Origin of the sequence: Streptomyces mayonensis (genome assembly GCF_018982965.1) — a bacterium.
Classification (GTDB): Bacteria; Actinomycetota; Actinomycetes; order Streptomycetales; family Streptomycetaceae; genus Streptomyces; species Streptomyces mayonensis.
Window position 1 is genome coordinate 13065 of record NZ_JACBYP010000091.1, and the last position, 19782, is coordinate 32846.

Annotated in this window: 18 protein-coding genes; 7 read left to right on the top strand and 11 right to left on the bottom strand. The window is 72.7% G+C overall.

Annotated elements, in window-relative coordinates; genetic code table 11:
- Positions 1 to 97: 97 nt before the first annotated feature.
- The 3 genes from HZS56_RS27575 to HZS56_RS27585 form a co-directional block, all read right to left on the bottom strand.
- Positions 98 to 997 (bottom strand): type 2 periplasmic-binding domain-containing protein, encoded by a 900-nt coding sequence (locus HZS56_RS27575; protein WP_308408173.1) that lies wholly within the window; start codon positions 995 to 997, stop codon positions 98 to 100.
- 122 nt (positions 998 to 1119) lie between these two features.
- Complete coding sequence (locus tag HZS56_RS27580) at positions 1120 to 2421, bottom strand: methylaspartate mutase (RefSeq protein ID WP_216723496.1); 1302 nt, start codon at positions 2419 to 2421, stop codon at positions 1120 to 1122.
- A complete protein-coding gene (locus HZS56_RS27585; RefSeq protein WP_216723497.1) occupies positions 2418 to 2891 on the bottom strand; it encodes a cobalamin B12-binding domain-containing protein in 474 nt (157 codons plus the stop codon). The genes HZS56_RS27580 and HZS56_RS27585 overlap by 4 nt, the downstream gene beginning before the upstream one ends.
- 486 nt (positions 2892 to 3377) lie before the next feature.
- Between HZS56_RS27585 and HZS56_RS27590 the strand changes: the two genes are divergently transcribed.
- Positions 3378 to 4892 carry a DUF4246 domain-containing protein gene (locus HZS56_RS27590; RefSeq protein ID WP_216723498.1) on the top strand — a complete coding sequence of 505 codons (1515 nt, stop codon included), beginning with the start codon at positions 3378 to 3380 and terminating at the stop codon, positions 4890 to 4892.
- Between the two features lie 124 nt (positions 4893 to 5016).
- Here HZS56_RS27590 and HZS56_RS27595 read toward each other — a convergent pair whose 3' ends face one another.
- The 5 genes from HZS56_RS27595 to HZS56_RS27615 all read right to left on the bottom strand — a co-directional run bounded on the left by HZS56_RS27595 (position 5017) and on the right by HZS56_RS27615 (position 11557).
- Positions 5017 to 8130: an efflux RND transporter permease subunit gene (locus HZS56_RS27595; RefSeq protein ID WP_216723499.1), complete on the bottom strand. Its 3114-nt coding sequence runs from the start codon at positions 8128 to 8130 to the stop codon at positions 5017 to 5019.
- 179 nt (positions 8131 to 8309) lie between these two features.
- Complete coding sequence (locus HZS56_RS27600; RefSeq protein WP_216723500.1) at positions 8310 to 8993, bottom strand: response regulator; 684 nt, start codon at positions 8991 to 8993, stop codon at positions 8310 to 8312.
- Positions 8990 to 10228 carry a sensor histidine kinase gene (locus HZS56_RS27605; RefSeq protein ID WP_216723501.1) on the bottom strand — a complete coding sequence of 413 codons (1239 nt, stop codon included), beginning with the start codon at positions 10226 to 10228 and terminating at the stop codon, positions 8990 to 8992. The genes HZS56_RS27600 and HZS56_RS27605 overlap by 4 nt, the downstream gene beginning before the upstream one ends.
- Before the next feature lie 197 nt (positions 10229 to 10425).
- Positions 10426 to 10710, bottom strand: coding sequence for a PspA-associated protein PspAA (pspAA, locus tag HZS56_RS27610; protein WP_216723502.1), 285 nt, complete (start codon positions 10708 to 10710; stop codon positions 10426 to 10428).
- Positions 10711 to 10768: 58 nt separating this feature from the next.
- Positions 10769 to 11557 (bottom strand): PspA/IM30 family protein, encoded by a 789-nt coding sequence (locus HZS56_RS27615; RefSeq protein ID WP_216723512.1) that lies wholly within the window; start codon positions 11555 to 11557, stop codon positions 10769 to 10771.
- 287 nt (positions 11558 to 11844) lie between these two features.
- On the opposite strand from HZS56_RS27615, the gene HZS56_RS27620 reads away from it, so the two are divergent.
- From HZS56_RS27620 to HZS56_RS27630, 3 genes are all read left to right on the top strand, one after another.
- Positions 11845 to 12483, top strand: coding sequence for a DUF3043 domain-containing protein (locus HZS56_RS27620; RefSeq protein ID WP_216723513.1), 639 nt, complete (start codon positions 11845 to 11847; stop codon positions 12481 to 12483).
- Between the two features lie 83 nt (positions 12484 to 12566).
- Positions 12567 to 13268, top strand: coding sequence for a class I SAM-dependent methyltransferase (locus HZS56_RS27625; RefSeq protein WP_216723503.1), 702 nt, complete (start codon positions 12567 to 12569; stop codon positions 13266 to 13268).
- A 79-nt stretch (positions 13269 to 13347) separates the two neighbouring features.
- Positions 13348 to 14439, top strand: a complete 1092-nt coding sequence (locus HZS56_RS27630; RefSeq protein ID WP_216723504.1) for a S1C family serine protease — start codon at positions 13348 to 13350, stop codon at positions 14437 to 14439.
- A gap of 33 nt (positions 14440 to 14472) precedes the next feature.
- On the opposite strand, the gene HZS56_RS27635 is transcribed toward HZS56_RS27630, so the two are convergent.
- Positions 14473 to 14715 carry a hypothetical protein gene (locus HZS56_RS27635; RefSeq protein ID WP_216723505.1) on the bottom strand — a complete coding sequence of 81 codons (243 nt, stop codon included), beginning with the start codon at positions 14713 to 14715 and terminating at the stop codon, positions 14473 to 14475.
- 172 nt (positions 14716 to 14887) lie between these two features.
- On the opposite strand from HZS56_RS27635, the gene HZS56_RS27640 reads away from it, so the two are divergent.
- A complete protein-coding gene (locus HZS56_RS27640; RefSeq protein ID WP_216723506.1) occupies positions 14888 to 16087 on the top strand; it encodes a bifunctional adenosylcobinamide kinase/adenosylcobinamide-phosphate guanylyltransferase in 1200 nt (399 codons plus the stop codon).
- Here HZS56_RS27640 and HZS56_RS27645 read toward each other — a convergent pair.
- Entirely contained in the window at positions 16076 to 16669 is a 594-nt protein-coding gene (locus HZS56_RS27645) for a class I SAM-dependent methyltransferase (protein WP_308408174.1), read from the bottom strand. The genes HZS56_RS27640 and HZS56_RS27645 overlap by 12 nt on opposite strands.
- Positions 16670 to 16957: 288 nt before the next feature.
- Between HZS56_RS27645 and cobT the strand changes: the two genes are divergently transcribed.
- Both cobT and HZS56_RS27655 read left to right on the top strand, forming a co-directional pair.
- A complete protein-coding gene (gene cobT / locus HZS56_RS27650; RefSeq protein ID WP_216723508.1) occupies positions 16958 to 18034 on the top strand; it encodes a nicotinate-nucleotide--dimethylbenzimidazole phosphoribosyltransferase in 1077 nt (358 codons plus the stop codon).
- Positions 18035 to 18123: 89 nt separating this feature from the next.
- Positions 18124 to 18933 carry an adenosylcobinamide-GDP ribazoletransferase gene (locus HZS56_RS27655; protein WP_216723509.1) on the top strand — a complete coding sequence of 270 codons (810 nt, stop codon included), beginning with the start codon at positions 18124 to 18126 and terminating at the stop codon, positions 18931 to 18933.
- 24 nt (positions 18934 to 18957) lie between these two features.
- Here HZS56_RS27655 and HZS56_RS27660 read toward each other — a convergent pair whose 3' ends face one another.
- Positions 18958 to 19737, bottom strand: coding sequence for an endo alpha-1,4 polygalactosaminidase (locus HZS56_RS27660; RefSeq protein WP_216723514.1), 780 nt, complete (start codon positions 19735 to 19737; stop codon positions 18958 to 18960).
- Positions 19738 to 19782 lie beyond the last annotated feature (45 nt).

Consider the following 19782-nt stretch of genomic DNA (forward strand, 5'->3'; position numbering starts at 1 on the left):
AATCGATGCCTTCATCAAGGCCGTCGATGGGGCCGCCCGACAGGCCCCGGAGCTGGCGGAACGCCGGTTCGGAACGCGGTGCGGAGGCAGCGGGACCTCAGTGCAGAGGCAGCGGGTAGTGCAGCCCGCCGGCGTTCCACAGGGCGTTGGCGCCACGGGCGACGTTCAGGCCCGACGAGGGGCCGAGGTTGCGTTCGTAGACGTCGGCGTAGGTGCCGACGGCGTCAAGGACCCGGTGCGCCCAGTGCGCGTCGAGGCCGAGCGCCGGACCGTGCCGGCCCGCCAGGTCGGCGACGGCATGGGCGGTGCCGCCCTCGCTCACGGCGTTCTCCGCCCCGATGAGGAACTGCAGCACCCACCGGCACACCCGGAACCAGCCCGGATCGTCGTCACGGACGGCGAGGGCCATCGGCTCCCGGGAGATGGCGGTCTCCAGCACCACGTGGTCCGCCGGCCGGGGCAGGGTGGCCCGGGCGCCGGCCAGGGCGATGCGGTCCAGCACATACGCCGCGCACGTGCCGTCCGCGTAACCGGCCAGTGCTTCGGCGGGTGTCGCGTAGGCGACCGGATGCACCTCAAGCCCGCGCGCGCCGAACCACTCGGCCAGGTTGCCCGCGGTCGTGGTGCCCGCCTGAGTGGCGACCCGCCGTCCGGCGAGCTGCTCGGGAACGGATATCCGCTCCCCGCTCCGCACCAGGAAGCCCTCGCCGTCGTAGCAGGTGACGCCGGCGAACAGGACGGGATGGGAGGTCTCGCGGCTGAGCACCCACGACAGATTGCAGGTGGCCACGTCGGCGTCGCCCGAGTCGAGCCAGGTCAGCCGTTCGACGGGGTCCGACGGAAGCCACTGCACGGCACCCGGATCACCGAGCACCGCCGCGGCCACCGCGCGGGCCACGTCCGCGTCCAGCCCGCTCCACGAACCCCGGCCGTCCGGCATGGACAGGCCCCGGATGCCCTGGCTGACCACGGCCCGTACGGCTCCCCGGTCGCGCACCGCGTCCAGCGTCGCGACGGTCCTTTGCGTCCCAGCAGTCGCAGCAGTCCTAGCAGTCCCAGTCCCAGTCCCAGAAGCCGCGGAAGTCACAGAGGCCGCGGAAGTCACAGAAGTCGCGGAAGTCACAGCATCCCCTTAACTGCCGCGCCGACCAGCTCCTCGCGGTCGAACCGGCGTTCGTTGTAGCCCAGCATGTCGATCAGGGAACGGGCGGTCACCTTGGCGGTGCCCTGGTGGTACGAGGCGGCCACGGGCATCGCGCCCGGGTCGGACCAGCGCAGGGTGCCCCTCGGGTCGATCGCCGCCCGCGAACGGTTGGCGTTGTCCTGGTGCAGGCAGTACGGCACGTCCAGGTGACCGTGGGCGAAGGCGCCCACCAGCGCCGATCCGACGTCGTCGCCGAAGGCCAGCGCCGATGTGATCAGCCGCAGCGCCTCCTCGTAGATGCCGGTCTGCCGTACCGCTTCCGCGGCGGGCGGCCGGCTTCGCTCCTCCGCCTCCACGGCGGCGGCGAACTCCAGCGCGTCCACGTTCTCCTCGATGGTGGGAATCCGGTACGCCTCCACCGCCGTCTTCACGATCAGCCGCTCGGTGCCGCTGCGCACCGCGAGGCGGACACTGTCCTCCAGCATGCGGTAGGCACCCACCGACGTCCTCGGGAAGACGCCCATGTACGTGTAGAGGACCACGTGCCAGTCGACGTCGTCGCCCAGCCACTGCGCGGCGAGCCGGCGCAGCGCGGCCAGCGCCTCCAGGTCCTGCTGCGGGTCGGTCTGCTGCGCGTAGCTGACGGAGATGCTGCGCATGCCGTTCTCGCGGAAGAACATCCCCTCCAGCACGCTCAGCGCGATCAGCAGGCTCGGCGGGCACAGCTGGCCGAGCATGCAGCCGCCGAAGCTCTCCAGGTGCATCGGCTCCGGCCGGTCGGCCAGGATGCGGCAGCACTCGGCCCAGGCCTCGGTGGCCTGGGGCAGCGGCACCCTGCTGTAGGGCAGGCAGTACGACACCGGCCCGCCCTCGGTGGCGTCCGCGCCGACGCGGGCCAACGTGCCGAACAACTCCCGCGGCAGGGCGGAGCCGTGCCGGAACTGGACGGGGAAGTCGTCGCCGGACACACCGCCGAGCAGCCGCCGGGTCTCTTCCTCGCCGTGGGCCACGACCGGGTACCCGTTGAGGTCGTCACCCCGGTCCAGCGCCCGCCGGGCGGAGACGTGGTCGTTGACGCGGGTGTAGCTGTCGACGGTCACCGTTCCGACGGACGCCGCGTGCACGCCCCGGACGGCTTCGAGGCCCCGGCGCATGGTGGCCGTGTCGGCGAACCCCATGCGCGGCTGCACCACCAGCCGACCCTCTTCGCGGCTGCGTCTGACGTAGCGGGAGAAACGGCCTGAGGCGGGGGCGGTGGACGACTGCAGGGCATTCATGCCGCACCCTCCTGTCCTGCCATTGCCAGTTCCCGCGAAGGCCCTTTCTCCAGCCCGCCGAGGAAGGATTCGAATTCGGCCATTCCTGCTTCCGCCTCGAACGCGGCATCGAAGCCGGCAGCCACGAGCTCGGAGCCGAACCGAGCGTTCTCAGCCCCCCGGATTCCGAGTTTCCCGCCAATGACCACACGCAGTTCGGCCAGTTCGGGATCCCTGCGGATCTGCTCGATGAGCCGGAGACCGTCGAGGTGGCCGTGACCGTTGACGGTGCTCACGACCAGGACGTCGGGGCGCTGCCGACGGCACTCGGCGAGGATCGCGTCGTCCGGGACACAGGCGCCGAGGTTGACTACTTCCGCACCTCGCTCTTCCAGCAGCAATTGCAGGAAAACAAGGTTCCACATGTGCGCGTCCGACGACACGCTGGTAACGATGAAACGGCTGGAAAGCGCCGTGGATATCTCGTCCATTACTCCCGTCCGCAGGTCGAAGAATCATCGGAGAAGGCGACACCCAGAAAGTTACGAGAGGGGCAGTCACCATGTCCACGACCTGTTGGGGAACGAAATCGATACCCACATCAAGACTGTCAATACGCGGGCGGGTCCGGTGGGAATATGCCCCGGGCCAGGGCAAACGCCGGTGCCCGCCCGCCGGCTCGTCCGATGCCTCCGCCTGCGGCGGTACGTCGCCGCCGCCCTTCTTGGCGGCCCGCTTCCTCGCGCGCCGCGCCTTGCGCGGCTCCGGCATCGCGCAGAGCGTCGGGACGAGGAGCAGGGCCGGCGATCAGCAGGCCGATCGCGCCGGTCGCCGCGAACGGGATCGACACCAGCAGGAGCGGCTGCCGGCACTGCCGTGACCGGGCCGGGTCCGGGCGGGCGGAACCCACGGTCGTGTGTCAGTGCGCTGCCGTAGGCTTCCCGCCGCCCGTACACCGACGTAAGGATCCCAGAGCAGTGACCGGCGTGCCCATTGCCCCCTTCCCTCTTCCCTTCAACTCGTCCCTGTCGACCGCACCTCCCCGGACGCTGCGGGAACTCGAGATAATCCGGTGCAGTGCCCACATCCGGTCGAAGCCGGGGTGGTCCGACAAGATGAACGACCCCGGCATCGTCGCCAGGTGGACGCGGGAAGCGGCCGAACAGGGCCTGACCGAGGCGCAGGTCCGTTACGTGCTCGCCGAACTCGCGCACTACGCCGCGCTGCGGGACGCCCGGACCGGCGCCGAGGTGTCCGCCGTCGACGGGGTGTGGCAGTCGGACACGCTGATCGACGACAAGCTCCGCTCCCGGCTGGCCGAGGCGGTCCGGGTCCTGGAAGAGGCCCCCGAGGAGGAGCGGGACTGGCATCCCGGGTCCGCAGGCCAGGTACTGGACCTGGTCCACCCCTCCCTGTTCTGCCTGGTGCGGGGCGTGAGCGGCGCACCCGGGCAGGCCTGGTCGAACCCGGCGGGCCACTACACGAAGTACGAGTTCTCGGAGAAGTTCCAGTGGCTGCCCACGGACGTGGACGTCAGCGACGGCGGCGACGTCACGTTCCGTTCCTACGTCAACAACGTCCACCCCGAGGACCATCGCGAACTGGCGTCCGTCCTGCCCGACCTGTTCTCGCGCATGCGCCCGCTGCTGGAGAACGTACTCACCGACCTGCGCCACCCGCGTCCCCTGCGGATCGAGGCCGATCCCTACGGGTGGTACGACGAGTCGGAGGAGCCGGAGGACCCCGACGAGGACTCCTTCAGCGACAAGGAGGCCTACGAAGAGGCCGTGGAGGCCTGGGAAGAGGCCTACGACGCCTGGTGGGACAACCGCCGGCCGATCGTCCCGGACGCCCCGGAGTTCACCGCGCCCGAGCCGCCCGGCAACACGGCACGCGTCGACCTGCGCGGCCGCCGTCTCCAGGTCGTCGTCAAGCTCGCCACCATCCACCTCACCCCTGACCGGCCCGAGTACTCCGGCGGTTCCTGGCACGTCGAGGGAATGCTGAACGAGCGGATCGTCTCGACCGGCATCTACTACTGGGACAGCGAGAACATCACGGAGAGCCGGCTGAGCTTCCGGACGGCGGTCGGTGAGCCCGGCTACGAGCAGAGCGACCACACCGGCGTGCGCGAGGTCTACGGCCTGGAGAGCGAGGGCGCGCTGAACCAGGTGCTGGGGTCGGCGTCGACCCCGGCGGGCCGCTGTCTGGCGTTCCCGAACGTCCTGCAGCACCGCGTCAGTGAGTTCCGCCTCGCGGACGCCACCCGCCCGGGCCACCGCAAGATCCTCGCGTTCTTCCTGATCGACCCCTCGGAGCGGATCGTCTCGACCTCCGACGTGCCGCCGCAGCAGCCCTGGGCCGGCACCTCGACCATGACGCTCGAAGAGGCCAAGGGCTACCGCGAAGAGCTCATGCGGGAGCGCAAGTTCTTCGTCGACGAGCACAACGAGCAGCTCTACGAGCGGGAGTTCTCCCTCTGCGAGCACTGAGTTCTTCCTGCGCGAGCACTGAGGAGCCGCGCGGCCGACCGCGCTCCGATCCCCCGCCCGCGCGACGCGGAGGGGCGCTCCCGTGAAAGCTCACGGGAGCGCCCCTCCGCCGTACCGACGAGTGTCAGACCTGGGCCGGCTCCGGTTCCTGAGCGGGCTTCGACTGCTCGGGCAGGCCCTTCTTCGCGGCCCGCTTCTTCGCGCGCCGCTCCTTGCGCAGCTCCAGCATCGCGTAGAGCGTCGGCACGAGGAGGAGGGTCAGCAGGGTCGAGGTGATCAGGCCGCCGATCACGACCACCGCGAGCGGCTGGGCGATGAAGCCGCCCTCTCCGGTGACGCCCAGCGCCATCGGGAGCAGGGCGAAGATCGTCGCCAGGGCCGTCATCAGGATGGGGCGCAGACGGTGGCGGCCGCCCTCGAGCACGGCCTCGACGACGCCGTAACCCTGCTTGCGGTACTGGTTGATCAGGTCGATCAGCACGATCGCGTTGGTGACCACGATGCCGATCAGCATCAGCATGCCGATCATCGCCGGGACGCCCATCGGGGTGCCGGTGGCGATCAGCAGGCCGATCGCGCCGGTCGCCGCGAACGGGATCGACACCAGCAGGATCAGCGGCTGGGCCAGCGACCGGAAGGTGCCGACCAGCAGCATGAACACGATGGCGATGGCCGCGAGCATGGCGAGACCGAGGTTGACGAACGCCTCGTCCTGGTCGGCGGTGACGCCACCGATCTCGGCCGTGGCACCGGCCGGCAGGTCGAGACCGTCGATCTTCGTCTGCAGGTCGGTGCTGACCGCGCCGGTGTTGTCGCCGGTCGGCCTGGCGGTGACGGTCGCCGCGCGCTGGCCGTCGATGCGGGTCATCGAGACCGGGCCGTCCACCAGCTGCACGGTGGCGATGTCACCGAGCTTCGCGGGGCCCAGGTTCAGCGCCTTCAGCTCGTCCATCGTCTCGGCGGGCTGTGCCGACCTGATGACGACGTCGCGCTCGGTGTCGCCCAGCGTCGCCTTGGCCGCCGGGGTGCCGCGCACGGCCTGGGCGACGGCGGCGCCGAGCGTCTGGTCGGTGAAGCCCGCCTCGGCCGCCTTGGCGTTGGCCTTGACCGAGATGCGCGGCACGCTCTGCGCCAGGTCGCTGGTGACGTCGGTGACGTCGTCGAGCCCGGCGACCGTCTTGCGGACCTGTTCGGAGGCGTCGCGGAGCACCTGCGCGTCGGCCGCCTTGACCACGACGCTCAGGTCCTGGCTGCCGAAGCCGTCGCCGCCGGCGACCGTGGTGGTGCCGATGCCGTCGAGCTTGGCGAGCCCGTCCTCGAGGTGGTCCTGGACGTCCTCGTAGGACGCCGAGTCCTCCAGCATCACCTGGTACGAGGCCTGGTTGGTGTCCGTGCCGCCGCCGAAGGCGGCCATGAAGCCGGACGAGCCGATGGTGACCTGGTAGTCCTTGACGCCGTCGGTGTCGCCGAGCAGCTTCTCGACCTTCTTGGCCTGGGCGTCGGTCGCGCCGAGGCTGGTGCCCGGCTCCAGCTCCTGCTTGATGCTGAGGACCTTCTGCTCGCCCTGGTCGAAGAAGTTGGTCTTGAGCAGCGGCGCCATGCCGAAGGTGCCGACCAGCACGACGACCGCGATGGCCACGCTGGTCAGGCGGCGGCGGGTGGCGAAGCGCAGGACGGGGACGTAGATGCGCTGCAGGCGGCTCCTGGCCTCCTTCTCCTCGGCCAGGCGCCGGGCCTCGGCCGCGTCCTCGGGGGTGCCCTTCGGAGGCCGCAGGAACCAGTACGACAGGACCGGGACGACCGTCAGCGACACCAGCAGGGACGCCAGGAGCGCCGCGGTGACGGTGAGGCTGAAGGAGCCGAACAGCTCACCGACCATGCCGCCGACCAGACCGATCGGCAGGAACACGGCGACGGTGGTGAGCGTGGAGGAGGTGACCGCTCCGGCGACCTCGCGGACGGCCTTGAGGATGGCCTCCTGGCGCTCCTCGCCGTAGCCGAGGTGGCGCTTGATGTTCTCCAGGACCACGATCGAGTCGTCGACGACGCGGCCGATGGCGATGGTCAGCGCGCCCAGCGTCAGCATGTTGAGCGACAGGTCGCGCGTCCACAGGACGATCAGCGCCAGCACCACCGACAGCGGGATGGAGACCGCCGTGACCAGGGTGGAGCGGATCGACGCCAGGAAGACCAGGATGACCAGGACGGCGAAGAGCAGACCGAGCCCGCCCTCCGTGGTCAGGCCGGAGATGGCCTTGGACACCGCCGGGCCCTGGTCGCTGACGACGGTGAGGGTCGCGCCGGAGCCCAGCTGCTCGCGCAGGTCGGGGAGCTTGTCCTCGACGGCGTTCGAGATGGAGACCGCGCTGCCGTCGTGGTCCATCGTCACGGCGACCGCGAGGGAGGGCTTGCCGTCGGTGCGGGTGAGGGAGTCGGCCCTGGCCTCCTCCTCCTTGACGGTGGCGACGTCGCCGAGGCGGACCGGCTCGTCGACGCCCTCCCCGGTGACCATGAGGTCCTGGATCTGCTTGACCGAGGTGAAGCCGCCGCCGACCTGGACGGTGCGGTTGGCGCCGTCCTCGTCGAAGGAGCCCGCCGGGACGGTCGCGCCGCCGGCCTGGAGGGACTGGGCGAGCGCCTGCGGAGCCACACCCGCCTCGGCCAGCTTCGCCTGGTCCGGCGTGACGGTGACCTGGACGTCCCGTACGCCGTCGACCACGACCTGGGCGACGCCGTCGATGTTCTTCAGCTCGGAGACGACCGTCTTGTCGAGCTGGTCGGCCAGCGCCTGCTGGTCCTTGTCCGAGGTGACGGCGAGGACGACGGTCGGGATGTCGTCCGTCGACCCGGAGATGACCTGCGGGTCCACGTCGTCCGGGAGCTGGGCGCGGGCCCGGTTCACGGCCTGCTGGACGTCGGCGACGAGCTGCTGGGTGTCCGGGCCGTAGTCGAAGGACGCCATGATGACGGCGCTGCCCTCACTGGCCGTCGAGGTGACGCCCGAAATGCCGTCGACGGCCTCGAGGTTGTCCTCGATCGGCTCGACGACCTGCTTCTCGACCACGTCCGGCGAGGCACCCTGGTACGGGGCGAGGACCGACACCATGGGCAGTTCGATGGTGGGCAGCAACTGCTGCTTGAGCTGGGGGATCGCGATCGCCCCGAAGACGAGCGCGATGATCGACATCAGCCCGATCAGGGCCCGTTGCGCGAGGCTGAATCTCGACAGCCAGGACATGGGTCAGGGTCTCTCTTCTGTGGCCGAGCAGGGGACGGGGCACGTGGCAGCGCCGGGCGCGGGCGAACAGGTGAGCGCCCACTCCAACACCCTGAGCCATGGCCGGCCCCGGTTCCCTAGGCCCCAGGTCCATTTCCTCGTCCGGTGCCTACTGCCGCCGCAGTACACGCGGGGAGGAGTCACTCCACCCTTGGACGGACCAACCCCGACTCGTACGCGATGACGACCAGTTGGGCGCGGTCGCGGGCGCCCAGCTTGGCCATGGCCCGGTTCACGTGGGTCTTCACGGTGAGCGGGCTGACCTCCAGGCGTTCGGCGATCTCGTCGTTGGAGTGCCCGCCGGCCACCTGCACCAGCACCTCGCGCTCGCGCCCGGTCAGCGACTGCAGCCGCTCGGCGCGGGCGGGGTCGCGCTCCTGGTCCGCCGTGCCCTCCTGGGCGAGGAAGCGGGCGATCAAACCCTTGGTGGCGGTCGGCGACAGCAGCGCCTCGCCGCCGGCCGCGACGCGGATGGCGCTGAGGAGTTCGTCGGGCTCGGAGCCCTTGCCGAGGAAGCCGGAGGCGCCGGCGCGCAGCGACTGCACCACGTAGTCGTCGACCTCGAAGGTGGTCAGTATGACCACGCGGACCTGGGCGAGGGCCGGGTCGGCGCTGATCAGGCGGGTGGCGGCGAGACCGTCCGTGCCGGGCATCCGGATGTCCATCAGCACCACGTCGGCCCGCCGTTCGGCGGCCAGCCGGGCCGCCTCCGCGCCGTCGGACGCCTCGCCCACCACCTCCATGTCGGGCTCGGAGTCGACGAGCACCCTGAAGGCGCTGCGCAGCAACGCCTGGTCGTCGGCGAGCAGGACACGGATCGTCATACTGGGCTCTCCACGGCGTCGGCGGCGTCGGTGCGGCTTCTGACCGGAAGGATCGCATGGACCCGGAAACCGCCTCCGTAGCGGGGACCGGTGGTGAGGGTGCCGCGCACGGCGGTGACCCGCTCGCGCATGCCGAGCAGACCGTGGCCGCCGCCGTCGGCGGGAGCGCCGTCCGGGGCGCCCTCGCCGGTGCCGTCGTCGAGCACGGTCACCTCGACGTTCGGCCCCACCCGCACGACGCTGACCTCGGCCCTGGCCTGCTCCCCCGCGTGCTTGCGGACGTTGGTCAGGGCCTCCTGGATGATGCGGTACGCGGCCAGGTCGACGGCGGCGGGCAGTTCGGTGCCCTGGTCGGCGCGGGCCACCTCGACGTGCAGCCCGGCGTGGTGGAAGGTGCCCACGAGTTCGTCGAGGCGGGCGAGGCCGGGAGCGGGCTCGGTCGGCGCCTCCGGGTCGCCGGACTGGCGCAGCAGGCCGACGGTGGCCCGCAGTTCGTCGAGGGCGCTGCGGCTGGCCTGCCGTACGTGGGCGAGGGCCTCCTTGGCCTGGTCGGGCCGCTTGTCCATGACGTGGGAGGCCACTCCGGCCTGGACGTTGACGAGGGCGATGTGGTGGGCGACCACGTCGTGCAGGTCGCGGGCGATGCGCAGCCTTTCCTCGGCGACGCGGCGGCGCGCCTCCTCCTCGCGGGTGCGTTCGGCCTTCTCGGCCCGGTCGCGGATGGCCTGCACGAAGGCCCGGCGGCTGCGGACGGCGTCCCCGGCGGTGGCGCCGATGCCGGTCCAGGCGAAGACGGCGAGGTTCTCCTGCGCGTACCAGGGCAGCGGGCCGGCCAGCATGGCGGCGCCGGTGAGCACGGTCATGGTCAGCAGGCCGACCCGCCAGGTGGTGGGGCGGTCGGTGGAGGCGGCGACGGTGAAGAGCGCGACAACGGCGGACATGACAACCGGGGCGCGGGGTTCGCCGGTGACGCTCTCGACGACGGAGACGCAGCCGGTGACGGCGAGCACCGTCATCGGCTCCCGGCGGCGGAAGGCGAGGGCGGCGGCGCCGACGGCCATCAGGGCCAGGCTCAGCGCGTCGGGGGTGCGCAGGTCCCAGTTGACGCCTTCGGGTCCGTGCGGGTCCACGAAGGAGCCCGCGAGCATGCACACCAGGACGGCCGCGGCGAGGGCGGTGTCCAGCGCGGAGGGGTGGGCGCCGAGGGTGCAGCGGGCGCGGGCGAGGGTGCTCACGCCGCTTTACGGTAGCCGGAGTGGGCGTCGCTTTTCAGTGGGCCCGGATTCAGCGGGCGCCGATCCCGCGAGCTGCGCCCCCTGAGTCCGGCCCCCCGCTTCGGCCCGGACGGCCTCGTCCTCGGGCGCCGGACAGGCCGGGTGACCGCTCCTCGGGTGGCGCCGCCCGGGAGGGGAGGCGCCCCGGCCGTCGGGACTCACGCGCCGCCCGGAATGAGCCCGTCGTCGCTGAGCAGCTCCCTGACCTCCTCCAGGGTGGCGTCCGGGGCCGGGAGGATGAGGTCCGAGGGCTCCAGGGCGTCCTCGGGGAGCGGCTCGCCCAGTTCGCGGACCTTGGCCAGGAGGGCCTGGAGGGTCGCGCGGAAGCCCGGCCCGTCGCCGTTCTCCATCTCCGCGAGGAGTTCGTCGTCCAGCTTGTCCAGCTCGGCGAGCCGGCCGTCGGACAGCGTCAGCTGTCCCTCCCCCATGATCCGTACGATCATGTCGCCCTCCTAGGCGTGGAGCTACTGCTTGGCGTGGAGCTACTGCTCGGCAGTGGAGCTACTGCTTGTCGAACCGCGGAGTGTCCTGCGGCTGCTGCTGGGGCCGCGCCTGGCCCTGGCCCTGCTCCTGGCCGCCCTCGATGGCCTGCCGGTCCGGGGTGCCGCCCCCGGACAGCTCGGCCTTCATGCGCTGCAGCTCCAGCTCTACATCCGTACCACCGGAGAGCCGGTCCAGCTCGGCCTGGATGTCGTCCTTGTGCATGCCGGACTGGTCGTCGAGGGCGCCGGAGGCGAGCAGCTCGTCGATGGCACCGGCCCGGGCCTGGAGCTGGGCGGTCTTGTCCTCGGCCCGCTGGATCGCCATGCCGACGTCGCCCATCTCCTCGGAGATGCCGGAGAACGCCTCGCCGATGCGGGTCTGCGCCTGGGCCGCCGTGTAGGTGGCCTTGATGGTCTCCTTCTTCGTACGGAAGGCGTCGACCTTGGCCTGGAGCCGCTGGGCCGCGAGGGTGAGCTTCTCCTCCTCGCCCTGGAGCGTGGCGTGCTGCGTCTCCAGGTCGGTGACCTGCTGCTGGAGGGCGGCGCGGCGGGAGAGCGCCTCGCGGGCGAGGTCCTCGCGGCCCAGCGCCAGCGCCTTGCGGCCCTGGTCCTCCAGCTTGCCCGACTGGGACTGGAGCTGGTTGAGCTGCAGCTCGAGGCGCTTGCGGCTGGTCGCCACGTCGGCGACGCCGCGGCGCACCTTCTGCAGCAGCTCCAGCTGTTTCTGGTACGAGTAATCGAGGGTCTCGCGCGGGTCCTCGGCCCGGTCAAGGGCCTTGTTGGCCTTCGCGCGGAAGATCATCCCCATACGCTTCATGACACCGCTCATGGGCTTCGCGCGCCCCCTTCTGACCGACTCCGGCTCAAGCTCTGCAACAGAACCCACAGTACGGGCCCTGACTCCATTACCGCACTGTTCGGGGACGGATGCGCTCATCCCCAAGGACGACTGCGTACGCTCCCGGTCCGGCGTAGGGAGTAGGTGCTCCCCGGGGTGTCCGGAATGCACCGGTGCCCGAGGCCGTACACCGCGCGGATAACGTCTGCTCTGTCCTTTTACAGACGACCGGCGTTGCGGGATCGTTCCCCACCGGGCTGGGGTCCACACCCCGGGACCCCGTACCCTTGGGTTTTGTGTTCCGTAGCCGTGCCAAGGATGAGAAGGCCCAGAGCGCCGTCAGCGCGCAGGTGACCGACTCCAAGCAGCCCCGCGACCCGCAGGCCCCCAAGGGCAGGCCCACGCCGAAGCGCAGTGTGGCCCAGTCCCAGCGCCGCAGCGTCGCCAATACGCCGATGACGCGCAAGGACGCGGCCAAGCGGCAGCGCGAGGAGCGCCGCACCGCGATGGCGCGGCAGCGCGAGGCGCTGGCCAAGGGCGACGAGCGGTACCTGCCGGCCCGCGACAAGGGGCCGGTGCGCCGGTTCGCGCGCGACTTCATCGACTCGCGGTTCAACATCGCGGAGTACTTCCTGCCGATGGCCGTGATCATCCTCGTGCTGAGCATGATCCGGGTGGCCTCGCTGCAGAACGTCGCGCTGCTGCTGTGGCTGTTCGTGATCGTGCTGATCGTGCTGGACTCGATCGTCAGCGGCTTCCGCCTGAAGAAGCGGCTCGCCGAGCGCTTCCCGGACGAGCGGCGGCGCGGCGCGGTCGCCTACGCGCTGATGCGCTCGCTCCAGATGCGCCGGCTGCGGCTGCCCAAGCCCCAGGTCAAGCGCGGGGAGCGGCCCTGAGCACGACGCCGTTCACCGAGGGCGCGGCCGAGGCCTGGACAGCGGGGCTGTCCGGGCTTCGGGACGTCGTACGGCAGGAGCTGGTGGCCCGGCAGCTGGACGAGCAGATGGCCGGGCGCTTCGCGGTGGGCAGGCGGCTGCGGGTGCTCGACGTGGGGATGGGCCGCGGGACCCAGGCGCTGCGGCTGGCCCGGGCCGGGCACCGGGTGACCGGCGTGGAGCGGGACACGACGATGATCGCCGCCGCGCGCGAGGCCCTGGCCGGGCAGCCGGAGGGCATCCGGGAGCGGATGCGGATCGTCGAGGGCGACGGCCGGGACACCGGCGTGCACTTCCTTCCGGGCAGCTTCGACGTGGTGCTGTGCCACGGCGTGCTCATGTACGTCGAGGAAGCCGACCCGCTGCTCGCGGGCCTGGCCCGGATGCTGGCACCGGGCGGGCTGCTGTCCCTCCTGGTGCGCAACGCCGACGCGCTCGCGATGCGCCCCGGTCTGCACGGCGACTGGTCCGGCGCGCTGGCCGCCTTCGACACCACCACGTACCGCGACGGTCTGGGCGCAGACGTGCGCGCGGACCGGCTGACGACGCTGACGGCGAAGCTCGCGGGCATCGGCGCCCCGCTGCACACCTGGTACGGCGTACGGGTCTTCACGGACACCGCACCCGAGGGAGCCGCGCCGCCCGACCACCTCGACACCCTGCTGGCCGCCGAGGAGCGGGCGGGCCGCACGGATCCGTACCGCGGCATCGCGGCACTGCTGCACCTGTGCGGCGTACGGGGTTAGCGAGGCTCGCCCCCGCCCTCTTCGCCCGTTCGGGTGTCCAGCGCGAGCCGCAGCCGCGGGCCGCGTCGAGACTCGGGGCATGGACGCTTCCCGTGCCCGTGCGCCCCGTACCGCCGCTGCCGTCCCCCGGATGCTCGGCCCGGTGACCGCGCTGACCTGCTGCCTGCTCCTCGTGGCGGGCTGCTCCGACGCCGGTGGCCGCGGGACCCGGGAGGGCGGCACGGCGCAGGCGGCGGCACCGCGCGCGGCGAGCGACCTGCAGGCCGACTACGAGCGGGTGATCAAGGACGTGCTGCCGTCGGTGGTGCAGATCCAGGCGGGCGACTCACTGGGGTCGGGGGTGGTGTTCGACGACAAGGGGCACGTCGTCACCAACGCGCACGTCGTCGGGGACGGCAGGTCCTTCCGGGTGACGACCGCCCGCACGGAGGGCGCCGTGGGCGCGAAGCTCGTCTCGTCGTATCCCGAGCAGGACCTGGCGGTCGTCAAGCTCGACAAGGTGCCCGAGGGCATGAAGACGGCCCGCTTCGCGGACTCGGCGAAGGTGGAGGTCGGGCAGATCGTGCTGGCGATGGGCTCGCCGCTCGGCCTGTCCTCCAGCGTGACGCAGGGCATCGTCTCGGCGACCGGGCGGACCGTCACGGAGGGCAGCAGCGGCGGCGGGACGGGCGCGACGATCGCCAACATGGTGCAGACGTCCGCGGCCATCAACCCCGGCAACAGCGGCGGCGCCCTGGTGAACCTGGACGGGCAGGTGATCGGCATCCCGACGCTGGCGGCCACCGACCCGGGCCTCGGCGACAGCGCGGCACCCGGCATCGGCTTCGCGATCCCGGCGTCGATGGTGACGACGGTGGCCGGGCAGATCGTGAAGGACGGCCGGGTCACCGACTCGGGGCGGGCCGCGCTGGGCATCACCGCCCGCACGGTCGTCGACGACGGCTACCGGCCCGCGGGGGCGGCCGTCGTCGAGGTGAGCGAGGGCGGCGCCGCCGACGACGCGGGACTGCGGTCCGGGGACGTCGTCGTGAAGCTGGGCGGCACGGACATCACCACGATCACCTCGCTGGCCGAGGCGCTGGCGCCGATGCGGCCCGGCGACCGGACGAAGGTGACGTACACCCGCAACGGCGACGAGCACACCGCCGAGGTGACGCTGGCCGAGCAGTGACGGGGGCGCCGCCGCCCCCGCCCGCCCGGCCCCTCAGGCCTCGGACTCCGCCTCGGCCGCCGCCTCGGACTCCTCGGCGTGCAGGCTCATCGGACCGTAGATCTCGGTCGCGTCCTCGAAGAGCCGCACCTGGTCGGTGCCGCCCTCCTTGAGCTCCTTCCAGTACTCCCCGACCCACGACTCGGCGTCCCCCTGCGTGGTGAACTCCTCGGGCTGCACCGCGGGGCGGACCTCCGTCCCGTCGGCCGTCTCGAACCGCCACGTCCATGCCGCCATGTACGCCTCCCAGGTGTCGGCACATGCAGAGCGGAAGCCGGATCTTGAATCCGGCCTCCGCCCGCAGCCTATGCGCTGAGCCGGACACGCCGTAGCAGGCCCGGGTGAGGGGAACGCTGCTCTTGGGGGACTCGGGCGCGCATGTCGCCGGGCGACCGGGGAAAATCGGTGCGTGGACGTGACACTGCTCGGCACCGGTGCCCCCGCGGGACTCCCCCGCCCCGACTGCCCCTGCGCGGCCTGTGCCGCGGCACAGGGCGAACACGCGCGCGCGGCGACCGCGCTGCTGGTGGACGGGGCGCTGCTGCTCGACCTGACGCCCGGGGCGGCGTTCGCCGCGGCGCGGGCCGGGCACTCCCTGACCGGCGTACGGCAGGTGCTGCTCTCCCACCCGCACGACGGCCCGGCCGTGGAGGTGCCGGCCGGGCTGCCGCAGCCGGGGCGGGTGCCGGACGGGCGGGAGCTGGCGCTGCTGACCGGGCACCGGGTACGGGCGGTGGCGCTGGACGCGCCGGGTACCGGGTACGCGGTGACGGGCCCGGACGGCGCCCGGCTCCTCTACCTGCCGCCGGGCGGTTCCCCGGCCGGCCTGGAGGAACCCGTACAGCCGTACGACCTGATCCTCGCGGACGTCGTCGGACGGCCGGACGCGCTGGCGCGGCTGCGGGCGGTGGGCGCGGCGGGCCCCACGACGGACGTCGTCGCCGTCCACCTGGGCCACGACGTGCCGCCGGGCCCGGAGCTGGCCCGGCGGCTCGCGGCGGCCGGCGCCCGGGCGGTGCCGGACGGCACGACGCTGACGGTGGGCGCCTACGAGGACGTGCCCGACGTACCGCGGCGCACCCTGGTCCTGGGCGGTGCCCGGTCGGGCAAGTCGGTGGAGGCGGAACGCCGCCTGGAGTCCTTCCCCGGCGTCCTCTACGTGGCCACGGGAGGCTCCCGCAACGGCGACACGGAGTGGGAGGCCCGGGTCTGCGCGCACCGGGAACGGCGCCCCGGGTCGTGGCGCACCGCCGAGACCTGCGACCTGGTCCCCCTGCTGAGGGACGAGGGCCCGCCCCTCCTCGTCGACTGCCTGTCCCTGTGGCTGACGGACGCGATGGACGCGGTCGGGGCGTGGGACGACGCGGAGTGGGCCGACGGCGGCGAACGGGCGCTGCGGGACCGGGTGCGGGAGCTGACGGAGGCGGTCCGCGCCACCCGCCGCACACTGGTGGCGGTGTCGAACGAGGTCGGCTCGGGCATCGTCCCGGCCACGGCGTCCGGCCGGCGCTACCGCGACGAACTCGGCCGTCTGAACGCGGCGTTCGCGGCCGAGTGCGAGCAGGTGCTGCTCGTGGTCGCGGGCCAGGCCCTGGTGCTACGGGGCTGACGCCTCCTTGCGCGCGACGACGCGGTGGGAGCGGTCGCCGGTGAGGACCGTGCAGCCCTGCGCCACGAGCTCGGCGCCCAGCCCCACAGCATGCGCGGGAAACAGACGGCGCGGGTCGGCCACGTCCACGAGGAGGTGGCCGCCGGGACGCAGCACGGACACCGCGGCCCGCAGTCCGGCACGGGGGTCCGGGAGTCGCTCCAGGTGCTGGAAGAGGCTGACGACGTCGTAGCGGGCCCGCAGCCGGGCCGCGATGTGCGGGTCCGTCAGCCGGCCGACGTACGCCTCCTCGACGCGCTCGGCGGCACGCGCGCGCAGGACGCGAGGGGTGGCGTCCAGGCCGTCGAAGGAGGTGTACGGGAAGTACGCGCGGGCGGTGTGCGGGAAGTCGGCGTCGCCGGTACCGACGTCCAGCCAGCTCTCGGGCCCGGAGCAGTGGCGCGACAGCGCCCGGGCGGCCAGCCGGTGTCTGAGCCGGACCCCGGCGCGGAGTACGCGGTGTCCGCGTTCCTCCGCGGGCGGCGGGTTCCAGAACCGGTGCCGGCAGTCAGCACACCGCTCCAGGACGGCCCGTCCGGGCACGCCCGGTCCCGGCTCCCCGCGCCGCGGCCGGGTGCGCAACCGCCGTGAACCGCACCAGGGGCAGTCCGCGCGGGAGGGTTCGTACCCGGGAAGGGGAGGCACCGGGGGAACGGGTGGTGCGGACATGGGCGGCTCCCGACGCGAGACGAGGCCGTACGCGGAAAGACGTACGACAATCCAGGCAAAACGTTACGTAGGTGATCACGATCCGGAGCGCAACGACGCCGCTCGGGCGCGGTGTCGACGGGCCCGCCGTACCGTTCGAGCAGGGCCGGTACTGTTCGGCGAATGAGCTCGCTGAATCTCGACGACTTCACCGACCTGATCGAGCGCCCCGACGGCGGGGTACGCCGCGACGCGGAGGCGCGCCGGGAGCGCCAGGCCGTTCCGCCGGGGGCGCTGGGGCGCCTGGACGAGCTGGGCGAGTGGCTGGCCGCGGCGCAGTCCGCCGTGCCCGTGCGGCCGGTCGGGAAGCCGCGCGCGGTGCTCTTCGCCGGCGACCACAAGGTGGCGGAGCTGGGCGTCTCGGCACGGCCCGCGGGCGGCGCGGCCGAGCTGGTCCGCGAGGTGCTGGAGGGCGCCCGGCCGGTTTCCGTGCTCGCCCGGCGCCTGGGCGTACCGGTGCGCGTCGTCGACATGGCCCTGGACTGCGACCCGGAGACCCTGCCGGCCAAGGTGGCGGGGCACCGGGTACGGCGCGGCGGCGGACGCATCGACATCGAGGACGCGCTGACCCTCGAGGAGGCGGAGGCCGCCTTCCGTGCCGGGGTGGCGGTGGCCGACGAGGAGGCCGACTCGGGCACGGACCTGGTGGTGCTCGGCGACGTGAGCGTGGGCGGGACGACGGCGGCGGGCGTGCTGGTCGCGGCGCTGTGCGGCACGGACGCGTCGGTCGTCACCGGGCGGGGCGGGCTGCCGATCGACGACCTGGCGTGGATGCGCAAGTGCGCGGCGATCCGCGACGGGCTGCGCCGGGCGCGGCCGGTCCTCGGCGACCAGTTGCGGCTCCTCGCCACGGTGGGCGGGGCCGACCTCACCGCCATGACGGGCTTCCTGCTGCAGAGCGCGGTGCGGAAGATGCCGGTGGTCCTGGACGGCGTGGTGACGGCGGCGTGCGCGCTGGTCGGGCAGCGGGTGGCGTTCCGGGCACCGGACTGGTGGCTGGCGTCGCACGACAGCGGGGAGCCCGGACAGGCCAAGGCGCTGGACCGGATGGCCCTGGAGCCGCTGCTGTCCCACGGGGTGAAGGTGGGCGAGGGCGCGGGCGGACTGCTGGCCCTGCCACTGGTGCAGGCTGCGGCGTCGCTGGCGGCGGAGTTGCCGGAGGGCTTCGACGGCCGGGAGGAGCCGGCCCCGGCCGGCTAGGGCGGCGTCCGCTGACCTCACTCTTCTGCAGGCACACGTCGTCCCCGGGGGGCGCAGGCGCCCTGCCGGCCGCCGGGTAGTCTGCGCCGGTGCCCAGGACCCCTCCTTCCGCCTCCGGATCCGACTCCGCCCTCCGCGACGGTCTCCGTTTCGCCTTCGGCACCCTCACCGTGATCCCGGTCGCGGTGACCCGCTGGGACCGGGACGCGGCGCGTGGCGGCATGCTGTGCGCGCCGCTGGTGGGCCTGGCCGTCGGCGCGGCCGCCGCGGTCACCGGGCTCGTGCTGCTGTTCCTGGGCGCCGGCAGCCTGCTCGCCGCCGTCGCCACCGCCGCCGTGCCCGCCGTGCTCACCCGCGGTCTGCACCTCGATGGCCTGGCCGACACCGCGGACGGGCTGGGCAGCGGGAAGCCCGCCGCCGACGCCCTGCGGATCATGAAGCAGTCGGACATCGGCCCGTTCGGCGTCCTCACCCTGGTGTTCGTGCTCTTCGCGCAGGTGGCCGCCCTCGCGCAGGCCTACGACGGCTCCTGGGCGCGGGGCGCCGTCGCGGCCGTGGTCTCGGCGGCGGCCGCCCGGCTGGCGCTCACACTCGCGGCCCGGTCGGGGGTCCCCGCCGCCCGCCCGGAGGGCCTGGGCGCGGCGGTCGCCGGGGTGGTGCCGACGGGCGGCGCGCTGGCCGCGGCCGCGGCCGTCACGCTGGCCGGCGCGGCGGCGGGCGCGTACCTGGGGGCGTACGACGCACTCCGGACGGCGCTCGCCGTCGTGTGCGCCGTCACCGTCGCCGAACTCCTGCTGCGGCGCTGCGTGCGCCGTTTCGGCGGAGTCACCGGCGACGTCTTCGGCGGGGTCGCGGAGGCGGCGGCCACCACGGCCCTCGTCGTCCTGGCCCTCGGCTGAACGGACCGGGAGAATCCCCGGGACTCAGCAGGCCTCCCGCCACACCCCCAGTTCGTACTTCTTCAGCATCGAACTCAGCTCCAGCTCCCGGGACTCGGCACAGAACCGCTCCGTGGGCAGCTCGTACTCGACGTGGAAGACCGCCTTGTCCGCGTCGATGAACGGCTGGTTGTCGGCGCACTCGCCGTACTGGGCGCACTGTTCGTTGACCGCGAAGTCGAAGTCGTCGACCAGGTCGGGGATCTGGTCGAGGTCGTTCTTGAGGCCGACGGCCATGCCCCGGTCGTGGGCGAGCCTCGCGATCAGCCGGTTGTAGCGGAGCTGGTCGTCCCCGGTGAGCGGGAAACCGGTGTCGTTCTTGTAGCCGTCCATGTTGTCCGGTTCGACGGCGTCGAAGCCCTTCTCGCGGCACATGTCGAGGCGCTCGGCCATCAGCGGCTCCAGGACGTCCGTCGCGCGGATGTCCAGCCACCGCTCGCCCTCCCAGCCGTTGCCCTCGCCGAGCACCGACTCGGGGAACTTCTCCGCGTCGGGGCGGAAGTCCTCCCAGGCGCCGGTGGAGATGTAGCAGATGACCTTGCGGCCGTCGTCGTGCAGGTCGGCGACCGCGTCCTTGCCGTGGTCGAAGCCGTCGATGTCGTAGACCGGCACGTCGACGGAGGTGTCGAGCCTGCCGCTGAGCTGCCACTGCCAACCGGTGCCGGGCCGCGGCTGCCAGCGCTCGGCGGCCCCGTCGTCGCCGGGGGCCGATGTGCAGCCCGCGAGCAGCAGGAGAAGGGCTGTCGACAGGGCCGGGCGTCTCACGGGGGTGCTCCAGTGCGCAGAGAAGGGGCGGGGAAGGGCCGGGGA

What these genes read in the sequence shown, in the direction of transcription:
- HZS56_RS27580 (WP_216723496.1), bottom strand. Translation starts at nt 2,421, where the DNA reads ATGAATGCCCTGCAGTCGTCCACCGCCCCCGCCTCAGGCCGTTTCTCC.
- HZS56_RS27585 (WP_216723497.1), bottom strand. Translation starts at nt 2,891, where the DNA reads ATGGACGAGATATCCACGGCGCTTTCCAGCCGTTTCATCGTTACCAGC.
- HZS56_RS27595 (WP_216723499.1), bottom strand. Translation starts at nt 8,130, where the DNA reads ATGTCCTGGCTGTCGAGATTCAGCCTCGCGCAACGGGCCCTGATCGGG.
- HZS56_RS27600 (WP_216723500.1), bottom strand. Translation starts at nt 8,993, where the DNA reads ATGACGATCCGTGTCCTGCTCGCCGACGACCAGGCGTTGCTGCGCAGC.
- pspAA (WP_216723502.1), bottom strand. Translation starts at nt 10,710, where the DNA reads ATGATCGTACGGATCATGGGGGAGGGACAGCTGACGCTGTCCGACGGC.
- HZS56_RS27615 (WP_216723512.1), bottom strand. Translation starts at nt 11,557, where the DNA reads ATGGGGATGATCTTCCGCGCGAAGGCCAACAAGGCCCTTGACCGGGCC.
- HZS56_RS27630 (WP_216723504.1), top strand. Translation starts at nt 13,348, where the DNA reads ATGGACGCTTCCCGTGCCCGTGCGCCCCGTACCGCCGCTGCCGTCCCC.
- HZS56_RS27635 (WP_216723505.1), bottom strand. Translation starts at nt 14,715, where the DNA reads ATGGCGGCATGGACGTGGCGGTTCGAGACGGCCGACGGGACGGAGGTC.
- cobT (WP_216723508.1), top strand. Translation starts at nt 16,958, where the DNA reads ATGAGCTCGCTGAATCTCGACGACTTCACCGACCTGATCGAGCGCCCC.